Annotated in this window: 23 protein-coding genes; 2 read left to right on the forward strand and 21 right to left on the reverse strand. The window is 50.5% G+C overall.

Going from position 1 to position 20,033, the window contains the following annotated elements; all coding sequences use genetic code 11:
• Positions 1 to 2 precede the first annotated feature (2 nt).
• The 19 genes from cpaB to L9W92_RS05500 form a co-directional block, all read right to left on the reverse strand.
• A complete protein-coding gene (gene cpaB, locus L9W92_RS05410; RefSeq protein ID WP_240082729.1) occupies positions 3 to 815 on the reverse strand; it encodes a Flp pilus assembly protein CpaB in 813 nt (270 codons plus the stop codon).
• On the reverse strand, positions 812 to 1,273 hold the full coding sequence (locus L9W92_RS05415) for a prepilin peptidase (RefSeq protein WP_012281369.1): 462 nt from the start codon (positions 1,271 to 1,273) through the stop codon (positions 812 to 814). Before L9W92_RS05415 ends, cpaB begins: the two co-directional genes overlap by 4 nt.
• Entirely contained in the window at positions 1,263 to 1,490 is a 228-nt protein-coding gene (locus L9W92_RS05420) for a DUF6133 family protein (RefSeq protein ID WP_240082730.1), read from the reverse strand. Before L9W92_RS05420 ends, L9W92_RS05415 begins: the two co-directional genes overlap by 11 nt.
• Positions 1,491 to 1,602: 112 nt before the next feature.
• A complete protein-coding gene (locus L9W92_RS05425) occupies positions 1,603 to 1,956 on the reverse strand; it encodes a hypothetical protein (RefSeq protein ID WP_240082731.1) in 354 nt (117 codons plus the stop codon).
• A 70-nt stretch (positions 1,957 to 2,026) separates the two neighbouring features.
• Complete coding sequence (locus tag L9W92_RS05430) at positions 2,027 to 2,245, reverse strand: hypothetical protein (protein WP_012281372.1); 219 nt, start codon at positions 2,243 to 2,245, stop codon at positions 2,027 to 2,029.
• Between the two features lie 47 nt (positions 2,246 to 2,292).
• Entirely contained in the window at positions 2,293 to 2,685 is a 393-nt protein-coding gene (locus L9W92_RS05435) for a SpoVG family protein (RefSeq protein ID WP_240082732.1), read from the reverse strand.
• Positions 2,686 to 2,750: 65 nt separating this feature from the next.
• Positions 2,751 to 3,311, reverse strand: a complete 561-nt coding sequence (locus tag L9W92_RS05440) for a YodL domain-containing protein (protein WP_240082733.1) — start codon at positions 3,309 to 3,311, stop codon at positions 2,751 to 2,753.
• Between the two features lie 35 nt (positions 3,312 to 3,346).
• Entirely contained in the window at positions 3,347 to 7,930 is a 4,584-nt protein-coding gene (locus L9W92_RS05445; RefSeq protein WP_240082734.1) for an S-layer homology domain-containing protein, read from the reverse strand.
• A gap of 104 nt (positions 7,931 to 8,034) precedes the next feature.
• A complete protein-coding gene (locus tag L9W92_RS05450) occupies positions 8,035 to 8,619 on the reverse strand; it encodes a hypothetical protein (protein ID WP_240082735.1) in 585 nt (194 codons plus the stop codon).
• A 12-nt stretch (positions 8,620 to 8,631) separates the two neighbouring features.
• Complete coding sequence (locus L9W92_RS05455; protein WP_240082736.1) at positions 8,632 to 8,916, reverse strand: midas domain-containing protein; 285 nt, start codon at positions 8,914 to 8,916, stop codon at positions 8,632 to 8,634.
• Complete coding sequence (locus L9W92_RS05460) at positions 8,906 to 9,229, reverse strand: hypothetical protein (protein ID WP_312038064.1); 324 nt, start codon at positions 9,227 to 9,229, stop codon at positions 8,906 to 8,908. The genes L9W92_RS05455 and L9W92_RS05460 overlap by 11 nt, the downstream gene beginning before the upstream one ends.
• A 170-nt stretch (positions 9,230 to 9,399) precedes the next feature.
• On the reverse strand, positions 9,400 to 10,335 hold the full coding sequence (locus tag L9W92_RS05465) for a DNA adenine methylase (protein ID WP_240082738.1): 936 nt from the start codon (positions 10,333 to 10,335) through the stop codon (positions 9,400 to 9,402).
• 7 nt (positions 10,336 to 10,342) lie between these two features.
• Positions 10,343 to 10,543 (reverse strand): hypothetical protein, encoded by a 201-nt coding sequence (locus L9W92_RS05470; RefSeq protein ID WP_240082739.1) that lies wholly within the window; start codon positions 10,541 to 10,543, stop codon positions 10,343 to 10,345.
• A gap of 101 nt (positions 10,544 to 10,644) precedes the next feature.
• A complete protein-coding gene (locus L9W92_RS05475; protein WP_240082740.1) occupies positions 10,645 to 11,244 on the reverse strand; it encodes a DUF1281 family ferredoxin-like fold protein in 600 nt (199 codons plus the stop codon).
• A gap of 1 nt (position 11,245) precedes the next feature.
• Complete coding sequence (locus L9W92_RS05480; protein ID WP_240082741.1) at positions 11,246 to 11,773, reverse strand: hypothetical protein; 528 nt, start codon at positions 11,771 to 11,773, stop codon at positions 11,246 to 11,248.
• Positions 11,774 to 12,133: 360 nt separating this feature from the next.
• Positions 12,134 to 13,543 carry an FRG domain-containing protein gene (locus tag L9W92_RS05485; RefSeq protein WP_240082742.1) on the reverse strand — a complete coding sequence of 470 codons (1,410 nt, stop codon included), beginning with the start codon at positions 13,541 to 13,543 and terminating at the stop codon, positions 12,134 to 12,136.
• A gap of 72 nt (positions 13,544 to 13,615) precedes the next feature.
• A complete protein-coding gene (locus L9W92_RS05490; RefSeq protein WP_240082743.1) occupies positions 13,616 to 13,807 on the reverse strand; it encodes a phospholipase D-like domain-containing protein in 192 nt (63 codons plus the stop codon).
• 20 nt (positions 13,808 to 13,827) lie between these two features.
• On the reverse strand, positions 13,828 to 14,475 hold the full coding sequence (locus L9W92_RS05495) for a hypothetical protein (RefSeq protein WP_240082744.1): 648 nt from the start codon (positions 14,473 to 14,475) through the stop codon (positions 13,828 to 13,830).
• 37 nt (positions 14,476 to 14,512) lie between these two features.
• Positions 14,513 to 15,283 carry a helix-turn-helix domain-containing protein gene (locus L9W92_RS05500; protein WP_240082745.1) on the reverse strand — a complete coding sequence of 257 codons (771 nt, stop codon included), beginning with the start codon at positions 15,281 to 15,283 and terminating at the stop codon, positions 14,513 to 14,515.
• 183 nt (positions 15,284 to 15,466) lie between these two features.
• Here L9W92_RS05500 and L9W92_RS05505 point away from each other — a divergent pair, with 183 nt between their 5' ends.
• Positions 15,467 to 15,625: a hypothetical protein gene (locus L9W92_RS05505; protein ID WP_240082746.1), complete on the forward strand. Its 159-nt coding sequence runs from the start codon at positions 15,467 to 15,469 to the stop codon at positions 15,623 to 15,625.
• A gap of 12 nt (positions 15,626 to 15,637) precedes the next feature.
• Positions 15,638 to 17,077, forward strand: a complete 1,440-nt coding sequence (locus L9W92_RS05510) for a recombinase family protein (protein ID WP_240082747.1) — start codon at positions 15,638 to 15,640, stop codon at positions 17,075 to 17,077.
• Between the two features lie 54 nt (positions 17,078 to 17,131).
• On the opposite strand, the gene L9W92_RS05515 is transcribed toward L9W92_RS05510, so the two are convergent.
• Together L9W92_RS05515 and L9W92_RS05520 are read right to left on the reverse strand one after the other, a co-directional pair.
• The gene (locus tag L9W92_RS05515; RefSeq protein WP_240082748.1) at positions 17,132 to 18,715 is read right to left on the reverse strand and encodes a recombinase family protein; all 1,584 of its coding nucleotides are present in this window, start codon (positions 18,713 to 18,715) and stop codon (positions 17,132 to 17,134) included.
• Positions 18,712 to 20,022 carry a recombinase family protein gene (locus L9W92_RS05520; protein ID WP_240082749.1) on the reverse strand — a complete coding sequence of 437 codons (1,311 nt, stop codon included), beginning with the start codon at positions 20,020 to 20,022 and terminating at the stop codon, positions 18,712 to 18,714. Before L9W92_RS05520 ends, L9W92_RS05515 begins: the two co-directional genes overlap by 4 nt.
• Between the last annotated feature and the right edge of the window lie 11 nt (positions 20,023 to 20,033).

A 20,033-nucleotide genomic window follows, 5' to 3' on the forward strand; every position in this document is an offset into this window, starting at 1 on the left:
GGTTATTCGCCCTCGCTTTCCGGTGAGGATTTATCTGTCGGCGGAGCGGCCCCGGTGTTTTCTTTTGTTGCGTCCCCCGCCGGAGCGGGATACAGGGCTTTAAGCGCCTTGTCCTGGGCTTCGATAAACTTCGCGGCATTTTCCTTGCTCCCCCGGTACACCAGGGACAGGTGCAGCTTTCCGTCCGCCTCCAGCCCGGCGAGGATGGTGGACTGCTCCGGAGACACCAGCAGGGTGACGGTGGCCGGAAGCTGCTTTTCGTCCTCTTTTTTCAACCCCTGGCTGGTGTCGGTGTCGTAGCCGCTGCTGGCGGTGACGCCGATGACCTCCACATATTTCAGCTCCGGGGGAATGACGGTGGCTCCCATCTTCCTGTAATCCGGCGCGATGACCGAGACGATGTCGCCGGAGATCAGCTTGCCGGACAGGCCGTTGCTGAAGCTCTTGATGGTGACCGACATGGCTTGCTTTTCCCCGGTGAGATTGTACAGGTAGGCGTTTTCCGCCGCGGGCGAGTCGGTCAGCTTGGTGTTTAAGATATAGTCGCCCGGCGCCATGTCCGCCGCCGCATATTTGCCCAGGGCGGCGTCAAGGCTTCTGACCACGTTGTCGGGCAGGTTGTAGCTGCCAACCTCCACGGTTTTCACCATGTCCCTGGTGATTTGCTCCCCGGCTTTGATGTCCCTGGCGACGCGGACGATGTCCGTCTTTTTTGAAATGCCGGAATTGAAAAGCGGAGTGACCGCAAAGCAGATGAAAAGCGACAGCGCGATGCAGATCACGCCGAGAACGGTCCTGTTTCTTAAAAAGCTCATAGTGTGATTCCTCCTTGGAATATGAAATACGCGGCTATACAGCCGGCGGACAGAAAGGGCGCGAGGGGGAACGCCCTGGGGCAGTCCCTCTTGCGCAGCCTTTGCACCATAAAGCAACCGGCATAAAAAAGAAGCATGGCGGCAAGTCCCATGACCATGGCCGCCATACCTCCCCTGAAGCCGAGGACAAAGCCCGCCGCCGCCATCAGCTTGATGTCGCCGCCGCCCATGCCGCCCCAAACAAGGGCGGCAATCAGGAGCGGCAGGGCGGAAAGGCAGCCCAGCAGCTTCACCGGCGTAAAACAGATAAAGCCCGTCAGGGCGATTGCCAGGCAGATGGCGTCGGGGATGATCCTCTTTCTGACATCAATGAGGGACGCGGTCAAAAGCAGGACGATAAAAATGCCGCCCTTGAGCAGAAATAGCGGATTGCCCAGACCGCTGAAATCAGCCCCCATAGTTGAACATCTCCTGAATGCGCTGTTTGAGGGTGGGCAGCACCGTGTCGCCGAACAAGGTATACAGTCCGGCCAACAAAAGAGCGCCGATAACCACGGCGATTAATATGCGGATGGCCGAATCGACAAAATTCTCACCGCGTTCAGACAGCAAAGCCTTTGCCAACAATGCTTTGCCGGTGATTTGATCCTTTACCTTGGTTGCAATTTTTCTCATGGCAATTTACCTCCAAAATTCATATTTTCGTTGAGATTTCCGCGCTATGGCGGGGATTTGCATCGTGTGAATCCGTATCGTGCACATCTTCCACAGGAAAAACGGGCAGGTTCTACATGCCGCCCATCCGCATGCCGAAATCCTGTTCCGGCGCTTCTTCCAAAACAGACGGCCCGTCCGCAATTTTTTGCTCAGGGGGCTTTTGTTCGGCCGGTTTTTCTTCCTGCTTTCTTCGCGGCAGTTTATAGGTAAAGGCGGGCGGAATGCCTTCAAGGTCTTTGCGCCTCTTTACCTTGTACCTGTCGTTGTCCTCTTTATACAGGTAGTACCAGTCTTCATCAAAGCTGTACACTCCCACCATGCCCGTGGCGTTTCCGGCCTTGTAAATCAGTTGATACTTGAAAAGAGGATTGGGATCGCGGACAACCCTGATCAGGTCAAGCTCCAATTCTTCCGTAATTACCACCTCCCCGCGCAGGCAATAAAAAAAAACACCGGTGGTTCATTCCGGTGCCTGGATGCCACCTGTGAGATTTTTATCCGGTTCTGTATTCCTCCGTTTCGTCCACATGGAGAAAGCCCCGTGCCGCGGCCTCAACAATTCCGGAAGTTACAAGGGACACAAGCGTGCCGCCCTTGATTAAAAATCCGTCGCGCATCGTATAGTTTTCCGGGAGTTTTGCGTCGGAAGGCCGCGGGTAAGAGGTTTGACCGGTGTTGGCATCTTTGGATAACAGGCTTTTTTCTTCGCTCATGGGCATCATCTCCGTAAATCTATAATTGGGGCATGATCTTGCTTTGCTTACCCCATCCGCATTCCGGGGGTCTGTTCCGGAGAAGCGAAAGAGGGGTCGCCCTGGGTCTGGGTCTGGTTCTGGCTCATGCTCAGCGCCTGCTGATAGGCAAGGATGACCGCGTCGTTGAGCTGCTGCCTGAATTCCTTGGTCACGGGGAAACAGATGTCCTTGTATTCCCCGTTCCCCGCCTTGTAGCTGGGCATGTCCACGAACAGGCCCTTGCCGCCGTCCATGATTTTAACGTTCCGGATGGCAAAGCAGTCGTTTAGGTTGACCGAGGCTATGGCGCGGATGGCGCCCTCCGGACGGATGGAGCCAATCTTCACATCCACTTTCATGGGCAGGGGCTGCTCCGCGCTTTCCAAAGGGGCGACCTGGGTGTTTTCCGTTTTCTTCATAATATTTTCCCTCCTGTCTGTTTGGTTTTTGGACGCAAAGAGACAGCCGCGCGGCTGTCTCTTTGCTACAGGTCCATGGTCTGGCCATATTCCTGCTCCTGTTCGGGAGACTGGAACGCAATCTCCTTAAAGCCGAAGCGGTCGACGTAGTGGAAGGAGCTGCCGTTTTGGTCGTACAGCTCGATAACGTCCGACATGGAAAGGCTATGGCCCTGATAGCCGGGCGGATGGTCAAGGTTGAATTTTTCATAGATGGCGTCGAGATCATTGGTTTCAATCTGACCGTCGTAAACTACACGGTAGTTGTCCGGATTCGGCTCGCCGAAGCGCTCCAGCAGCTCATCGTAGCCGATGAATTTCATCATGACATCCACTTCCGGCTTGAGCTGGTGGATGCGGCAGTTTTTCAGGACCGGAGCGTTGCCGTCCGGATCAAGCCCGCCGCCGGCCAGCCGGTCGTACACGCCGTTTGTCCACTCAATTTCCAGGCCCTGCTTCATTGTGAGATAATCCTTTAATTCCTCGCAGCGAAACATGGGGTCGACGATTGCCCTGCCGTTTTCGATGTATCCCGCGGTGTTGCCGTAGAAGAGGACGCGGTGGTTTTTGATGCTGACGCCGTTCATTGAAGATCCCTTCTTTCATCAACGCGCTGTTCACACTATTCAAAGTAATACTTAACCGAATAGGTGATGTTGGACTTGTTGTACATGCAGGTATGGTTGGTATAGTAGTAGAACTCCAACTGGGTATAGACACCTGGAGCCAGCGTCCGACTGAAGGTGATGCCGTTGGTGGTCGTCTGGTAGTCCAGTTGATCCCATTGGCGGGTATTCTTGTTGTAGCCGCGCACCCGGCCATAATCGCTTCCGCTGTGGCCGCTGACCGGGGGAACTGTGAAGGTGTACTCGATGATGGTCGCGCCCTCAATACCTTCCTCCAGGATGACGGATTCGGGACCCGTCAGGGTCATGCCGCCGCCATTGGTGGAATCGGCCACAAAGAATACGATGGCCGTCCAGGGGGATTCCGCCCCGACGGCGTCCACCGCTTTCACACGGACAGTATTTTTACCCAGCGGATATGTGGATGTTTGAGCCGGTCTGCCCTCCCACACGTAGGTGATGGCGTCTCCATCCGGGTCCGTGGAAGACGCGGTGATGGTGACGGGCGTGCCGGGCGGTACGCTGTTTCCATCCGGCGTCCTTGTGATGACCGGCGTGTTTGGCTCCGAGTTGGCAACGGTAAAGCTGATTGTTGTCCAGTCGGAATACAGGCCATAGGCGTCCTTTGCCCTGACTTTGACGGCGTAAGAGCCAATCGCGTAGTAGCCGTCCGCGCTCTGGCCGGAGTATTCATAGGTCACCGCGTCCCCGTCGGGGTCGGTGGCGGATACGGCAAAGTTGACAAGCAGCTTCCCGTCTTTGGCTGTTCTAGTCACCGTTGCGCTGGCGGTCGGCTTGTTCGGGGCGGTGTTGGTGACGGTGATGTTTTCGGAGTGCGTGAACGTCCTACCCACATCATTGGTGACGCTGGCGATCAGGGTGTAGGTTCCGGTGGCGCCGATGGATATGCCGCCCCCGCCGTTGGTGAGGGTTCCGGTATAGCTTGCCGCACCGCCGTTCTTGGTCAGCGACCATGTGATGCTCTTGCCCTCCAGGCCGGAGACGTTCCCCATCGCAACAGTGAAGCTTGTGCCGACATGAACGGAGGATGGAATACTAAATGGGATTTGCGCAATAGGTTTTATAGCCGCGGTGTTGGAAGCAAACGTAAAGCTGCGGCCGTTTTCATCATTGGTGACAGCCGTAAACTTCACCGTGATGGTCTTGTCCGTGCTGATCCGCACCTCTCCGCCGCTATTGCCGAGGGTTCCGGCGGCGTACTGGGTGTAAGGCGCCAACGCGCCTCCGTCTATCGAGATGCACCAGACCATGTTAAGTCCGGCCGGTTCATTGCCCGAAACTGTGACCGGAAGGGCTTCTCCGCTGTATGTTAGCTGCGGCAGGCTGATTTGCATGTCGGGTATGGGATAAACGGCAACGGCTTTGCTCTGGGAGAAGGTTCTGCTCAGGGCGTCGGTCAGGGTAACAGTCAGCACATAGCCGCCTTTTGCTTTAAAGGTAATATTGCCGCCCACGTTGGAAAGGCTGCCGCCGGCGTACTCGGCGTACGGTTTGCTGTCGCCGCCGTCTTTGGAAATAGACCATGAGGCGGTAAGGTTGTCAAGCTCGCTTCCGCTTACCGACACGGAGGCCGTTTCTCCCACATAGCCAACCTGCGGGAGATTTAACTGGATTTCCGGTATGGGATAGATGGTGATTGCCTCGCTTCTTGCAAAGCTCCTTCCCAGGGTGTCGGTCATGGTGACAGTGAGGAGATAACTGCCTTTGGCTTTAAAGGTAATGCTGCCGCCCTCGTTGGTCAGGCTGCCGCCAGCGTAATCGGTGTAAGCTTTAGCCTCACCGCCGTCTTTTGAGATTGTCCATGAAGCATTCAGGTTTTCAAGATCATTTCCGCTCACGGACACCGAAGTGGTTTCTCCCGCGTAGCCAACCTGCGGCAGCGTTAGCTGTATTTCCGGTATGGGGTAGACGGTAATGGCTTTGCTTTGGGAGAAGGCTCTGCCAAGTTCGTCCGTCATAGTGACGGTCAGCACATAGTCGCCCTTCGTTTTAAAGGTAACGTTTCCGCCCAGATTGGACAGATCTCCGCTGGCATAGTCCGTGTAAGGCTTGCTGTCTCCATCGCTTGCCGATATGGTCCAGGCGGCGGCGAGGTTTTTCAAGTCGCTTCCGCTGACGGCCGCCGCGGCGGCTTCTCCCACATACGCGGTCTGCGGCAATGCCAACTGGATTTCAGGTATGGGATAGACCATAACAGAATCCGTATAGGAGAAGGTTCTGCCCAGGGCGTCGGTCATTGAAGCGGTCAGGGTATATTGACCCGCTTGGGTAAAACGGATTTTTCCTCCCTGCGCGTTGAGGGCGCCTTCCACACAGGCGTCAAAGGGTACGGCTATTCCATCCTTGGATACGCTCCATTCTACCGGCAGGACGCCTATATTGCCGCTGGTCCTTAAGTCGATTGTCCGGTCGGGATAGGTTGCCTCCGGCAAGCTGAACCGGATGTTCAGCACAGGATGCACCTCGGTCTTGCTCCCGTTTTCAAAGAGGAACACCCGCCCGGTTGCGTCTGTCGTTCTGGCTACCAGCTCGTAAACACCGGCGTGCTTGAAGTGGATTGTGCCCCCATCATTGTCCAATTTGCCGTCCACATAGGTGGCCCAATCCTGGAAGCCGTAGGTGTTGTCCACCAGCCACTCTACCGTCAGTCCATCCAGCTCGGCGGATGTGGTATCTACCTTGATATCACTGTCGGTGTGCGCTGTGGCCGGAAGCTGAAACGAAAGGCTTGGAACGGGATAAACGGTGACCGGCAAGGAGTAGCCGTAGGTTCTGCCTGCCGGATCGGTAAAGGCGGCGGCCAGGATATATTCGCCCTTATCCTTGAATCGGATGCTGCCGCCGTTGCTGGTCAATGTTCCCTCAACGTAGTCGCCAAGGGTGACTGGCACGCCGTTCCTGGTCAGCGTCCAGACCGCTGTGGCGGCGTCGATGTTTTCAAAGCAGGCTTTTACAGTCACAACCTTGTCCGTGTGGGTTATTTCCGGCAGATAGAAACCGGCCGCCCCAACAGGATACACCGTGGTTTCCGACGTGGTTGCATACTCTCTGCCGGTGGTATCGGTAACCGTTGCGGTTAAAGCGTACACACCTTTTTCTTTGAACCGGATTGCGCCGCCGGCGTTCGTCAATTCTCCCTCAAGGTAATCGCCGATGGCTACTACCTCGCCGTTTCGGGTGAGACCCCAATTGATAGAGAGGCCGTCCATTTCAGACAGGGTTGTGATGAGGTCAATGGTTGTATCGGTGTGCGCTTTTTCGGGGAGTTCGAAGTCTACGCTTGCCACGGGATAGACCGTGATGGAGGAGGAATGGCTAAAGCTGCGCCCCGTATCGTCGGTGACGGTGGCTGTGATGCCATAGCCGCCTTTTTCCTTGAAGGTGATTGTACCGCCCTCGTTGGAGAGGTCGCCGTCGATAGCCGTGTCCCATGCCACAGCCTCGCCGTCTTTGGTGGCTGACCACACGATGTCGAGATTTCCAAGCCCGGTGGTGTCCACCTCGATAGAAACTGTTTTATCCGTGTGGGTGTGCTGCGGCAGCTCAAAGGCTATGCCCACCACCGGATAGACCGTGATATGCTGTGAGCAGCTTGTCGTTTTACCATCGTAATTGGTGGCGGAGGCGGTCAATGTATAGCTGCCGCTTTCCTTGAATACAATGGTGCCGCCCTCTTTATCCAGGGAACCGGACACGGCTTCCGCAAGGTCAAGGGGCTGCGCGCTGCCGTCCGCGGCTTCTTTTGCGAGCGACCAAGCGAGCGTCTTGGCGTATTTAAGGACAGGCGTTACGGTGATGCTTGTATCGGTGTGCGCCGCGGCAGGCAGTTCAAATGCAACCTGTGCCCTGGGATAGCTGGCGGAGCCTCCGCCCGAACTGCCGGAGGGCGGTTTCTTTTCGCCCTCCTTTTCTGCCTCTTTTCTGATTTTTTCCAGTACTTCATCCTGCCGCGCAAGCAATGTAAAGGCTTCGGCTCTTGTGGTTTTGCCCTCCGGACGGATGGTGTTGTCGGGATAGCCTTTGACCAGATCGTACCGGATTGCGATGTTGACATAGCCTTTGTCGGAGCTTTTGATGGCCTTGTCGTCCGCAAAGCCGGTGTTGTCCGTGGTCTGTTTTGCTTCTTCCCCTTTGCCGATTGCCCACACCAGCATTCGGATGATTTCAATGCGGGTAATCGGTTCATCGGGTTTTAAGCCGCCGCCATAATCCGCCGGGTCGAGGATGCCCCGGTCTACAAGGGCCTCGATGTTTTTCTCCGACCAGTGGCCGGCAATGTCGTCAAAGGTGGGCGGTTCTCTCCCCGCTGCTGCCGTGTCCACCTTGTGATTCCTGGCCAGCAGGGCGATAAATTCACCTCTGGTGATGGTGGCGTCCGGCCTGACCGTTCCGTCAGGGTAGCCCTTGATCACGCCTTTTTCCGCAAGCTCGATGATGGTCTGTTCCGCCCAATGTCCCTTGATGTCGGGGAACAGGACCGCCGCGGCGTATGCGCTGCCGCAGAGCAGCAAGGACAGAACAAGGGCAAGGACGCAGATTCTCCTGCCTTTCTGTTTCATGTGGTTTTCAATCCTTTCTGTTCGTTTTTTTTATGGATTCAAAAAGCCGGGGTCTCGCTTCGGGTCCCCCGGCTCCGTTCCATGCTTGCAACACTCCATCGTCTTTACAGGTTCATGCTCATGCCGCCCCGCGCTTGCTCTTTGCGGAATGCCTCGATGGTTTCCGGTAATGGATGGATGACCTCGCCCCGCACCATCTCGAACACACAGAAGCCGTCGCTGTCGCAGATCATCACCCGGTGCTGGTACTCTTTTTGCATCTCGATGTAGTCCTTGACCTCCTTTTCGCTGCAGAGCCACACACCCGAGGCGTATCTGCCGTCCGGCAGAAAGCTGTACCCGCTGTACCTCGGCTCATGCTCCCGCGGGTCGAGAGCTCCTCTTGGCCGGATTTGCGAAAGGTGCAGCCTGGCGGAGTCGGGCAAAAGCTCCGGCTTCAGGATGCCAAGGACGTCGCCGCGGTTCCACCGCGCACGCTCGCCGTCGGCCAGGGAAACCGTGAAGATGGAACGGCCAATGGGGTTGGGGTTGCTGCCGTTGCCACCTTCGCAAAAGTACAGTTGATGCGCACCGTCCCGACGTTCCGGCGGCAGGGAGGACGGCTTCAATACGACGACCTTGCCCGCGATGGACATGGCATACCCGGTTTCGATGCAGTCCTCCTGGGTGAATGCGTTTTTAACCGTCATGTGAAAGCCTCCTTACTCTTTGCTGTTTTCTTCAAGGAGGGAGATGAGCCGCGCCGCGAGGGAGAGGAGGGTTTGCTTTTCCATGGTCCTGACGGTGGAGAACACATACGCCTCCACCGCCTGCGGGGACTGGTCGCCCACCTCGATGAGCTCAACCTTTTGGGCGGTGACGACCCCTTTTTGCACCGCCAGCTTTATAATGTCGCCGTGCTGCATCCCTGCGGCGGCGCGGAGCTGCCTGGGGATCAGGACGCGGCCTTTGTCGTCCAGCACCTTGTAAATACCTTTACCGGCCATCCGAAACACCTCCGCTTCTCATGACTTCCCGGACGGTGTCGGGATGGATGCCGAGATCATCGAACAGCTCCCGCAGCTCATCGGGCAGGCTATCCAGCAGATCGGCCTGCAAAATGACGACCGTGCCCCTGGCGCAGACGATCTCCAGGTCGCTGTCCAAGGGAATCTCCGCCGCCTCCAGCAGTTCATGGGGCAAGGTGAGTTCCGCGTCCTCATCGTCCTTGAGAGCGGCGACGCCGTGCGGTGTCAAGACAAATTCTTTATAGGTGTTGTGGATGGAATCTGTGGAACTGCTGATGTAAGCGAGCTTCACCGTGTCGCCGGGGACCAGTCCCATGTCCTTCAGGAACTGGGCGGGGACAGTGAGCTGGCCCTGTCCGTCCACAACGCTTTGCATTTCAATCATTTTCATAAACTGTTTCCTCCTTGGCGCCCCATCACTGGGGCGTATTCAATTTTTTTCGCATGGTCTTTTTCAGACCGCTATTCCGTGTCGTATAAGTCGTCCATCAGATCAAACAATCCTATCTGCGTGGGGATGTCCTGCATGCGCTCCGAGGTGTCGTAGTTGGAGATGAGGACTTCGGGGAATTCACAACCGTTGTCATATCTTTGGGCCAGGTTGTTGATGCGGCTGACGGATTCGATTTGATAGTCCTTGTACAGTTCCCGGATGTATTCGCAGTCGTTGTAGGACACCAGCCATTTGCCCTGGCAGCCGGCCAGCGTGTCCCGCAGCCGCGCGTGATCCTCCCTGCGGAATTCCACTGCGTAGTGACCTTCTGCTTCGAAGTACGGCGGGTCACAATAAAAAAAGGCGTTGTCCCTGTCGTACTGACGGATCAACGCCTCGAAGTCCTTGTTCTCGATCACCGTGTCTTTGAGCCTGCGGCTCCCCGACCAGATGAGGTGGAAGGTTTTGCGGATGTCGAAGGGCTGGCAGCCATAGGAAGTGCAGCCGCTGCCGTAGCTGTAGCGGATGAGCTTGAAGAAAGCTGCGGCCCGCTTGACGTCATTCATGACGGCGTTCTCCATGAGGATGGCCTTGATTTCCTCGAACTGCGGCCCACTCAAGTTTTGCTGGGCCAGCTCCAGTTCCTCCCGCAGGTATTCGCTGGTGAATTCCTCCTTTTCAAGATATTTTTTCAGGACGTTGAATTCGTCCCTGCCGTTTAAGGGCAGGAAGTTCAACTCCTTGAGCAGGGCGAAAGGGCGCTCCTTGACGCAGCGGAACAGGTTGGCAAGGTCGGCGTTGAAGTCGTTGTAGACCTCCATGTCGGCACCGGGCGGCTTTCCGAACAGCACCCAGCCACCGCCGCCGAAGACCTCAACGTACCGTCCAAACTCCTTGGGCATCCGCTGGTAGATAAGGGAGCGCAAGGCCTTTTTCCCGCCAACCCAACTGATGATGCTGTTCAATCATCCATCACCTCCCCAGCCTGCCGGCCCGGTCCATCTCGGTGCGCAGGCAGGTTCCGTCCGTGTCCCAGCAGATAAAACCGACGCCGGGATAAGGACAGCCTTTGCACCGGTTTAAGTCTTTGGGAAGGGGGACAGTATAGATTTTTCTTGGCGGCCCGTGGTCGCTGTTTTCTTTTTTCTGCTGTGGTTTTACATCTGTGTCCAAGGTTTTAGTCTCCTTTCCGGCAACAAAATAAGACGCCGCCTTTTCAGGTAGCGCCTTATGCTCATTTGCCTTTTCGATATATGTATAGGCGGCATGTCTTTCTACACACCGCCCATCTTAGGAATTTCATCCGGCTCATCTTCCACATATTCATATTCGCCGGTGCTTTCATTGTAGATATATCCTGCTTCGGCAAGGTCTATATCGAGTATGCTTGCCGCCAGTTCAAGGGCTTCGGCAGAACCACCCGCCGGGATATAACAGCTTAAGGTTTTGCCGCTTTTATACTCTGCCTTGCCAGTGTTATGCCCAAAGTCCTCGTCCGCCCATTTGTAGTCGAAACGGATATCCGGAAACATAGAGGACAGCTTTTTCATCAGATCGCTAACGCTGCTCCATGCGGTTAAGAATTTTACCGTGCAGCCGTCAAAATTGTCTGCGGTATGTTCGTCATAGCCATAGCTATTCCATTTCGTTCCCCAGTTTTTTATGCTCCAGTCATACCAGCAGTTTTCAGCACCGTACTTTTCAATCTCCTCCCTGCCCAGATTCCCCCTGTAGATATGTTCCGGCATCGGTACAATTTTATTGAAATCAATACTGCCGGCTCCAATCTCATCGTTCTTAATGGCTTCAAACATTGCCCTGACCTTTTCCTTATCACCATATACGGTAAGTATGTTTGTGATATGATTGGGCATGTTACATTCCTCCCATCGTCTGTTCGTTGAAGTTTTGTTCGTTTTCCTGTTTCAGTTCCCGCTCCGGTTTGATGAAGAAATGATCACTGTTCCAGAAGCTGACGAAGATTTCACCGTCATCCGTTTTGATGGGACGCTGCTCGAACCCCTCGCCCCAGCCGTCAGACATTTGACCAACGGCAAAATCGAGCAGTTTGTCTGTTTCCGCTTCGGTCAGCTCACCATAAACCTCTGCCACCATTACGCCCCACAGCTTGCCGTTCCATTCTTCAACTGTCGGGTGGAGGCTATAGATTTTTTCAGATAGTGCCTGGTCATCGTAGAAGTAAACCATCAGACCACGGTCACCTTCGCTGGGCAGCTTTTCTTTTTCGATAGCGGAAAGGATTTCATCCATGTAATACACCGCCTCTGATGGAGATAATTCTTCAGGCAGATCACCTGCGCCGCACTCGCCGTATTCATGAGAAGGGTATGTTGTAATCGACAGTGGACTGAAAAACTTGACGGTTTGCTTGATGTTTGACATTTGATTTCCTCCAATCGTTTAAATTTTTTATCTAAAAAAGGGCACAAAAAAAGCGGATGCATTTTCATTTGAAAACACATCCGCTCATTTTATTGAAAATCCTTATTCAGCTGTATACGAGGGTTCAATTCTCTCCAGATTGCCAAAAAAGCCCAATGTCATCTCTGATTTTGAAGTGTAAAAAATGGGGGTCTTTACCTCCATAAAAGCCTTATGCCATGCGGGTTTAGCCGCATGGCATCTTTATTTACCTAAAAAGATGGCTACCCTACTATAAAATGATACAAACGCACACCCCTGGTCAATCTTTCAACGATCTAAGGATAGGGGGGTGCATTTTCGTCAGGGGGTGTGCTATTTTTAAGTCATTTGCGCCTTAAAGTAATTAGCTTTGGACTGTCTGCATTCTGGTAAATATATTCGGTCAATCATCCATCGTATTGCCTGTTCTTTCAAATCAGTACGGTTAGAGTAAATCATCATATCTCTAGCAAACCAATCCACATCGCTAATGAAAAGCTGTGCCTTATTGATAAACGTCTCTGTTGTTGCATCAGAAAATGGGATATTATTTGCTTCACTGAAAATCTCAGAAATCACTGGCTGTACTTCTTTAACGAGTGAAAAGAAGCCAGTGAGAGAATAATTTGGCTTCTCTACATAATTACATAGGCTATCGCAATAAGGTAGGACTTTTCTTGCTAAATCGTTGTACTTGCCGATGGCATCTTGGGAAGAAATCTGCTCGTTCAAATGATTCAATCGATTTGCATGATAAGATTGCGTCCATTCGATGGCATACTGCGTGTCATTACGCCATACACCCCGACAAATCCAGTTCGGATTTGCTCCACAATCGTTCTCGTCGAAATAGAAGAATGTCCAAATTCTTGCGTTCTCACCATACTGGGCAAATAGTCCCTCATATACTTTTCTAATCTCCAAGGCCAGTTTGTCTCGGTCAAAATAAAGACTGTTTATACGATATTTGGCGATGATTTTGTTGAATGAAGCTTTTTCTTGTATATTGAAATCTGTTTGCGTTAACGACACATCGTCATACCCATCCAATGTATCGTATAGCATATCTTTTGAATACCCCAATTTCCTTAATTCCTGTCTAGACTCATTCTTAACACTATATGGGATTATAACTTTTTCAACAATGAGGTCATCTATATGCGGAGTGCCTTTGGAGATGATTTCATCCCCACATCTCCCGAATCCAAATATAATCCCAGTTCCACCCTGTCTGAAGGCACGAGGATTAGTGTAGCCCAAATCCTTATATTCCACTAAGTAGTCTTTTGAAATAACTTCGAAGACATCAAAGGCATTACCTGCTTCCCTTTGCAATATAGAAAGATTAGATATATCTTTTTCGAGAACAAAGGAAAAAAGGCTCATTTCATAACTATCAGCATTGACGGCTTCTTCCTTTTTGATCACAAATACCGCTCCATCGTCATTACCTTCACATGAAAAGAAAAGCGCGCAAAGATGGCTGATTGTTATGTCGCAAATTCTAGTAGGCACCCCATAATGTTGCATTTCGAAAAGAGCCAATAAAGGAGTAAGTTTTGGGTTTGAGAAGATCTTCTCGGCAATCATCTTTCTCTCGAAATCCAATGTTGGTGGTTTATCGGATCGAAAAAGATAAGGGCTTATGCCCCAATTGGCATCTGACTGACCACGAAAATAGTACCTGCCTTTGTACTTTTCTGTATACTCAACATACTCGGCGAAGGACTTTATCGTTTTTGTCTTCATTCTAAACCGCCTGCTTTTCCAACCGTTAAATAGTTATCTTCTTTTTATATTCCGGTTAATCTTTTTTTCTAGCTACGATACCAAATAACAAAGGTTCTCATATTTGCCATTGGGGTCGATACGCCGATACGCTGCCCCGATGATACCTTTACCCATAGGCTCCACAAGGTATTTTGTTATGGTTTCCTGAGTGAAGGGACTGATAACCCTGACCCGCTGCTTCGCTTTCTCAAAAGCGTCGATAATTGCATCACGGTGATTCATGTTTAACAATTCAATAGACATCACACGGCATCAGTTCTAGATTTCGTCACATCCACCCTTACTATCGCATACATGAATACGCCGTTTTTCGCATCAACCCTGCTGTAGTCATGCCAGTCGATACGGTAGCAGCCGGAGAGAGTAAGGGGTTTTTCCCGACCTTTGATAGAACCCTCGTTCATACTAACGCCCCAAGACATCGTACCTTCCTTGACCGCGCCGTTGTGTACGCTAAACTCGGAGTAACCAGCAGTATCATTTTTCGGTTTGTTCCAGTAGGATGGGTCATTCGTTAGCCAGATAGCATAGCCTTCACGGTAGCCCGAGACATGTTCGCGAAAAGCCTCGACACGGCAGATGTCTTTCACAAAATCATATTTGCCAACGTCCTGCGCGCCGTGGTTTTTTAAATAATACTTTTCACCACCGACCACCGCGCTGAACAGCTTCGTTTTGTACTTCAGTTCTATTGGATAAACGTCGCCGCCGAGCCGCACGAAAATATCAATGTACTTCGTAGGATCGTTAGGTGGCGGGTACTCAAGACGGATCGTGGCATCGGGATATCGCAACTGAATCTCCCATGCCAAGGCAAATTGAAAATCAGCCTCCGAATGAAATACCTTTCTTTTGTTCTTGAGTTTTGTCAATGGAATTGCTATATCCATTGTCCCACCTCTCATCGTGCGAATTCATTCCGGTTGCTCAGTCTTCCTCATCTCTAATATAAGGGACGTATTGTATATTTGCCGCAACTCTTGCTTTTCCCGATTCAATAATCGTATGTTCCAGCCGTTCAACTTCGCTTCTTGTCAGTTCAAGCTTACTGCGGAATTTAGTTTTATAATTATTAAGGTAGCAAATAAATTTACTCTTGTTATCTTCATTTTGAACAATAAAAATAGATTCGCTTACCGCTAATAACGGGAATTCGTCACTTTCAATATGCTCCCCATTTTCTACTACATACTGTACACTAGTAAAACCACGCCGGGGCTTATCTTCAGTGTCAGGAATTAACCAATCGCGTCCATTCTTTTTTGCATGCCTTAGTTTTCCGCGCCGTATCCATTGTCTTACTGTAACAGGCTCTACATTATGCATAGCGGCATATTTCTCGACTGTAAGGTAATCACATTCGACTGTAATTAAGGTGTGTTCCACAGTTGAGGTCATGCCACTAATTTCATCGTTTTTAACTTCAATCTCACTAGCCTGGCATAAATTCAGCTCCATACTATTCCCTAAAAACTGATATTCATAGAACCACCAAAGTTCTATCAAAACCGGAAGTTTGCATTTCTTTACGGCTGCAATAAATTTTTCGCAAAGTTTTACTCTGTTTTTTACAACTTCATTTGAGTATTCATTTTCTTCATTTAATTTTTCGTGTTCAACAAATAACTCTAATGCCTTTAAAATATCTTCCCTCGCAAATAAATAATCCTCTCGGAATAGCTTTTCTTTAATGTCCATAGAGGACCCTCCTATAAATGTTTAAAATAATTGTAACGCAACGTTACAGATATATCAAATATTTTCCATTCCTTTTTCTTAAAACAACTGTCGATTCTTGGTTTAAACATGTACACCTCATATTTACTTGACTTATTCTTGCTTTGGAGACATAACTACGGTTAAAAATCCAAGGAGAACGATATGAACAAGCAGCAGGCAGAAAACGAAATGAAATACCGCCTTATCAAGATCATGCTTGAGGCCATGGAAGCGGAAGGTCTAATTAATGTCTCAGAAAAAGAAACAGCTCTGAGAAAGCTAATCAACAAAGTTAAACCACTGATTGGTCAGTTGGACTAAAAAGGAACGCTTATGGAAAGGAAAGTTTTCAAGATTGCCGCGCGACCGTTACTTCCGACAATTACCGCAGAGCATTTCCTTAAGCGCCGGGTAGCAGCATATGCCCGTGTATCAACCTCAAGCGAGGAACAACTGGTCAGTTTTGAAGCTCAGAAAGACTACTATGAAAAATATATCCATGCTCATCCAAACTGGGAATTTGCCGGACTATACGTAGACGAGGGTATTTCTGGTGTCTCCTGTAAGAATCGCGCAGGGTTCAATAGCATGATCAAGGACGCACTGGACGGCAGTTTTGACCTTATTATAACCAAGTCAATCTCCCGCTTTGCTAGGAACACTGTGGATACCCTTACCACTATCCGAATGCTGAAGGAAAAAGGCATTGAGGTCTATTTTGAGAAAGAACATATCTTTACCTTTGACAGCAAAGGGGAACTCATGCTCACTATCCTATCCAGCATTGCCCAGGAGGAAAGCCGTTCCATATCTGAAAACGTAAAGTGGGGTTGCCGCAAGAGAATGGCCGATGGAAATTACTCATTGCCTTACAAATATTTTCTCGGTTATAAAAAGGGCGACGACAATAAACCCACAATTGTAGAAGACGAAGCCAAAATCATCCGGCGTATATATAGACTGTTCCTGGAAGGCCGGACCCCATCCAACATCGCCGCTATCCTTAAAGCTGAATCCGTTCTTTCGCCTGCTGGCAAGCCAACGTGGCAGGTAGCCACAGTGATAAGTATTCTGACCAACGAGAAATACTACGGCGTGGCCTTATTGCAGAAAACATATACTGAAGACTTCATGACCAAGAAGTGGCGCAAAAATAATGGTGAATTGCCACAATACTATATCGAAAGCGATCATGAACCAATCGTCAGCAAGGAAGTATTCGATGAGGTTCAGCGTAGGTTAAGCTTGCCAACCAAGGAAAACCCCAGTCACAACACCTTTGCTAACAAACTGTTCTGTGGTGATTGCGGGGGCAAGTATGGCAGAAAAATCGTTGGGAGTTATCGCGACAATAAAAAGTACCGCCATGCTGTTTGGAAATGTAACCGCAGGTATGATCACGCTGAAAAATGCCAGACTCCCTATTTGTATGAAGAGGTTATCACTCACGCCTTCAATAAAGCAGTTCTGTGGCAATTGAGGAACAATCCCTCGCTGGTAGAATTATGCTGCAAACTTGTTCTTTCGTCTATTCGGGCAGCCAAATCCGTATCCAAAGCAGAGCGCAAGCAGATGATTGTAGATTATATTTCGGAGTTTCTGGATGCTTCGCCTAATGAGGTAGCTTTTAGTACAACCGCCTGGCGCGTCATCATCGAACGAGCAGACATAATACGAGATCGGCAAATAATACTGCAATTTATTGACGGCAGCAAGTATGTGTATACCATCCCACCTTATTCGAATATCCGTAGAAAGCAACTCTTAAAATAATAAGCCCGCAACCAGCCATTACCGGCTTAGCGGGCTATGCAGCAATTATATCGTCTACACATTTACACAAGTTCTATCTTTAAAAACAAATTCCAGGTGACCATCTTGGTGGATAGTAACCTTTTCAACTGCTGCCAACCACAGCCTCTCATCAAACTCCTCGACCACAAACGGGCGGGTTCTGATTTCTCGGATAAACCTGTCCAGTATCAGTAATTTGTTTTGGCGGTTTCGCCGCTGATCCTCTAATTCAGCAACCCGCTCCGTTGCTATCCGGTGCCGCTCCATGTATCCCTGGTGCCGTTCGTTAAATTTATCCTGATTAATGGCAAAGCGGGCGTTTTCATAAATGGATTTTCTCGTGAGTTCGGAAACAACCTCAATTTCGCGGTGCAGTTCCGCAAGTTCCGTTTCAATTGCCGAGCAATCGCATAAGACTTCTTGGGCAAGGCGGCAGTTGGTGAGAACCTCATCCCGATCACCCATCAATATGTTAAATGCCTTCAGAAAGCGCTGCTTAATTTCATCTTCTGTAATATGAGGTGTTGAACATGGTTTATCGTTTTTGTACTTCTCATTGCACCGCCATACCGTGCGCCGATACTTGGTGTTGGAACCCCAAACCTTGGAGCCGTAAAAACCGCCGCAGTCACCGCAAACGATTTTAGCTGAAAATGGGCTATGGCAACTGACTGGCCTACCGAGTTTTTTACGCCGTTCCATTTCAAGCTGCACCGCATCAAATTCGTCCGGCTCAATAATGGCGGGATGGCTATTCTGCACATAGTATTGAGGAACCTCACCCTCGTTGACTTTGGTGGTTTTGGTGAGAAAATCCACCGTGAAGCTTTTTTGCAGCAGAGCATCACCCTTGTATTTCTCGTTAGTCAGAATGCTTATCACTGTCGCCACTTGCCAGGTTTTTTTCCCGGCTGGAGATGGGATACCCAGATTGCCAAGATGCTTGGCGATGGCTGAAGGCGTTTTACCCTCAAGAAACATTCTGTAAATAAGCCGCACTGTTTCTGCTTCCTTTTCAACGATTTTAGGTAAACCATCCTCACCCTTTTCGTAGCCAAGGAAATGACGATAAGGCATGCTTACTTTCCCATCAGCCATACGTTTGCGTTGGCCCCAGGTTACATTTTCAGAAATTGAACGGCTTTCTTCCTGTGCCAAGCTGGACATAATGGTGATTAAAAGCTCACCCTTACTGTCCAGCGTGTAAATGTTCTCCTTTTCGAAATAAACCTCAACGCCTTTTTCTTTTAGCTGGCGAACCGTAACCAGAGAATCAACTGTGTTTCTCGCAAAGCGGCTGACTGATTTTGTAACAATTAGATCGATTTTTCCGTCCAGTGCGTCGGCAACCATCTGCTTAAACCCATCGCGCTTTTTGGTATTAGTGGCACTGATACCTTCATCGGTGTAGATTCCGGCAAATATCCAATCAGCGCGTTCGTTGATGTACTTGGTGTAGTAGTCTACCTGGGCTTCGTAGCTAGTAAGCTGTTCCTCAGAATCTGTTGAAACGCGGGCATATGCAGCTACTCTTTTTCTTGCGGCTACACCAGTCTTTTCCGGCACAAAGCGGTTTATGGTTGGTGGTATGACAGTAACGGATCGAGCGGGTTTCACTTCAAATCTCCCCTTTGGTAAGCAAGTGCCCTTTCCCGCGCCTGCTGTTTCTTTTTGTCGTCCCAGCTTGATTTGCGTGACCGGTCTTGCCAGAGGGCTTCAACTTCATGACCGTCTTGAAAAATATAAATTACCTTGTTTGCTTGCGGCACCTGCATCTGCTTGATCTGGGATCGGAAAACCACCTCATCAAATTCCGCCAGACCTAGAACTTCAGCGGTCAGCGAAATTAGGGTTGGTTCCGGGATTTGCTTCGCTGGGCAGACGTCCTTGCCGTAATTGACGAAGGTGGAACAGTTCCACGCTGCATGCCCCTTGTAGGTTACCCGCCGATAGTTCTTGCCGCAGCGAGGGCAGAAGATTAAGCCTGAAAATGGGTAACGGTTGGCCGGGTTTTGTCTGACATTTCTGTTCTCCCGGCGAAGGGCCATGATTTCTTGCGCCTTTTGAAAGATGAGAGGGTCTATAATCGGCGGATGGGTTCCTTCGGCATAGTACTTTGGCAGGATTCCCCGGTTATAAACCAGCTTCTTTGACAAGTGGTCGGCTACATACTTTTTCTGGAGCAGCGCGTTGCCAGAATACTTCTCGTTATTTAGGATGGCCAGGACTCGCTTTGCTGTCCACTGTCTGCCGCTGAACGTTCGCACACCCATTTCCCGCAGCCTGGCAGCAATCCGATCGCATCCCAGACCGTTTACGTAATCAGCGTAGATCATTCGAACGATTTCGGCCTGTTCCTGATCGATTTCAATTTGACCATTGTTAATTCGATACCCGTACATGAAACGCAGGTTTACAATCTCACCTTGCTGGAACCGCTTGCGAATCCTCCACTTACAGTTCTCACTAACCGAACGACTTTCCTCCTGAGCATAGGATGCCAGGATGGTCAGCATAAGTTCTCCATCCCCGCTCATGGAATGAATATTCTGCTCCTCAAAATAAACGTCAACACCGAGCAGTTTTAGTTCCCGCACCGTTTTAAGAAGTGTTACCGTGTTGCGGGCAAAACGTGATATCGATTTTGTAATGATCAGGTCAATCTTGCCATCCTTGCAGTCAGCAATTAGACGCTGAAACTCCGGACGAGTATCTTTGGTTCCTGTCAGTGCCTCATCTGCGTATACACCAGCATATTCCCAATCTAGTCGCTGCTGAATATGGTTGCTGTAATAGCTGACTTGAGCTGCCAGAGATTGAAACATTGCATCTTTTGCGGATGATACTCGGGCATAAGCAGCAACCCGTAATCTAGCAGGGATTGGTGACACTGAAGGGTATATTTTCGTAACTATCTTTTCCATAATGACCTCCT

Source organism: Pelotomaculum terephthalicicum JT (genome assembly GCF_022410535.1).
In the GTDB taxonomy this organism is placed as follows: Bacteria; Bacillota; Desulfotomaculia; order Desulfotomaculales; family Pelotomaculaceae; genus Pelotomaculum_D; species Pelotomaculum_D terephthalicicum.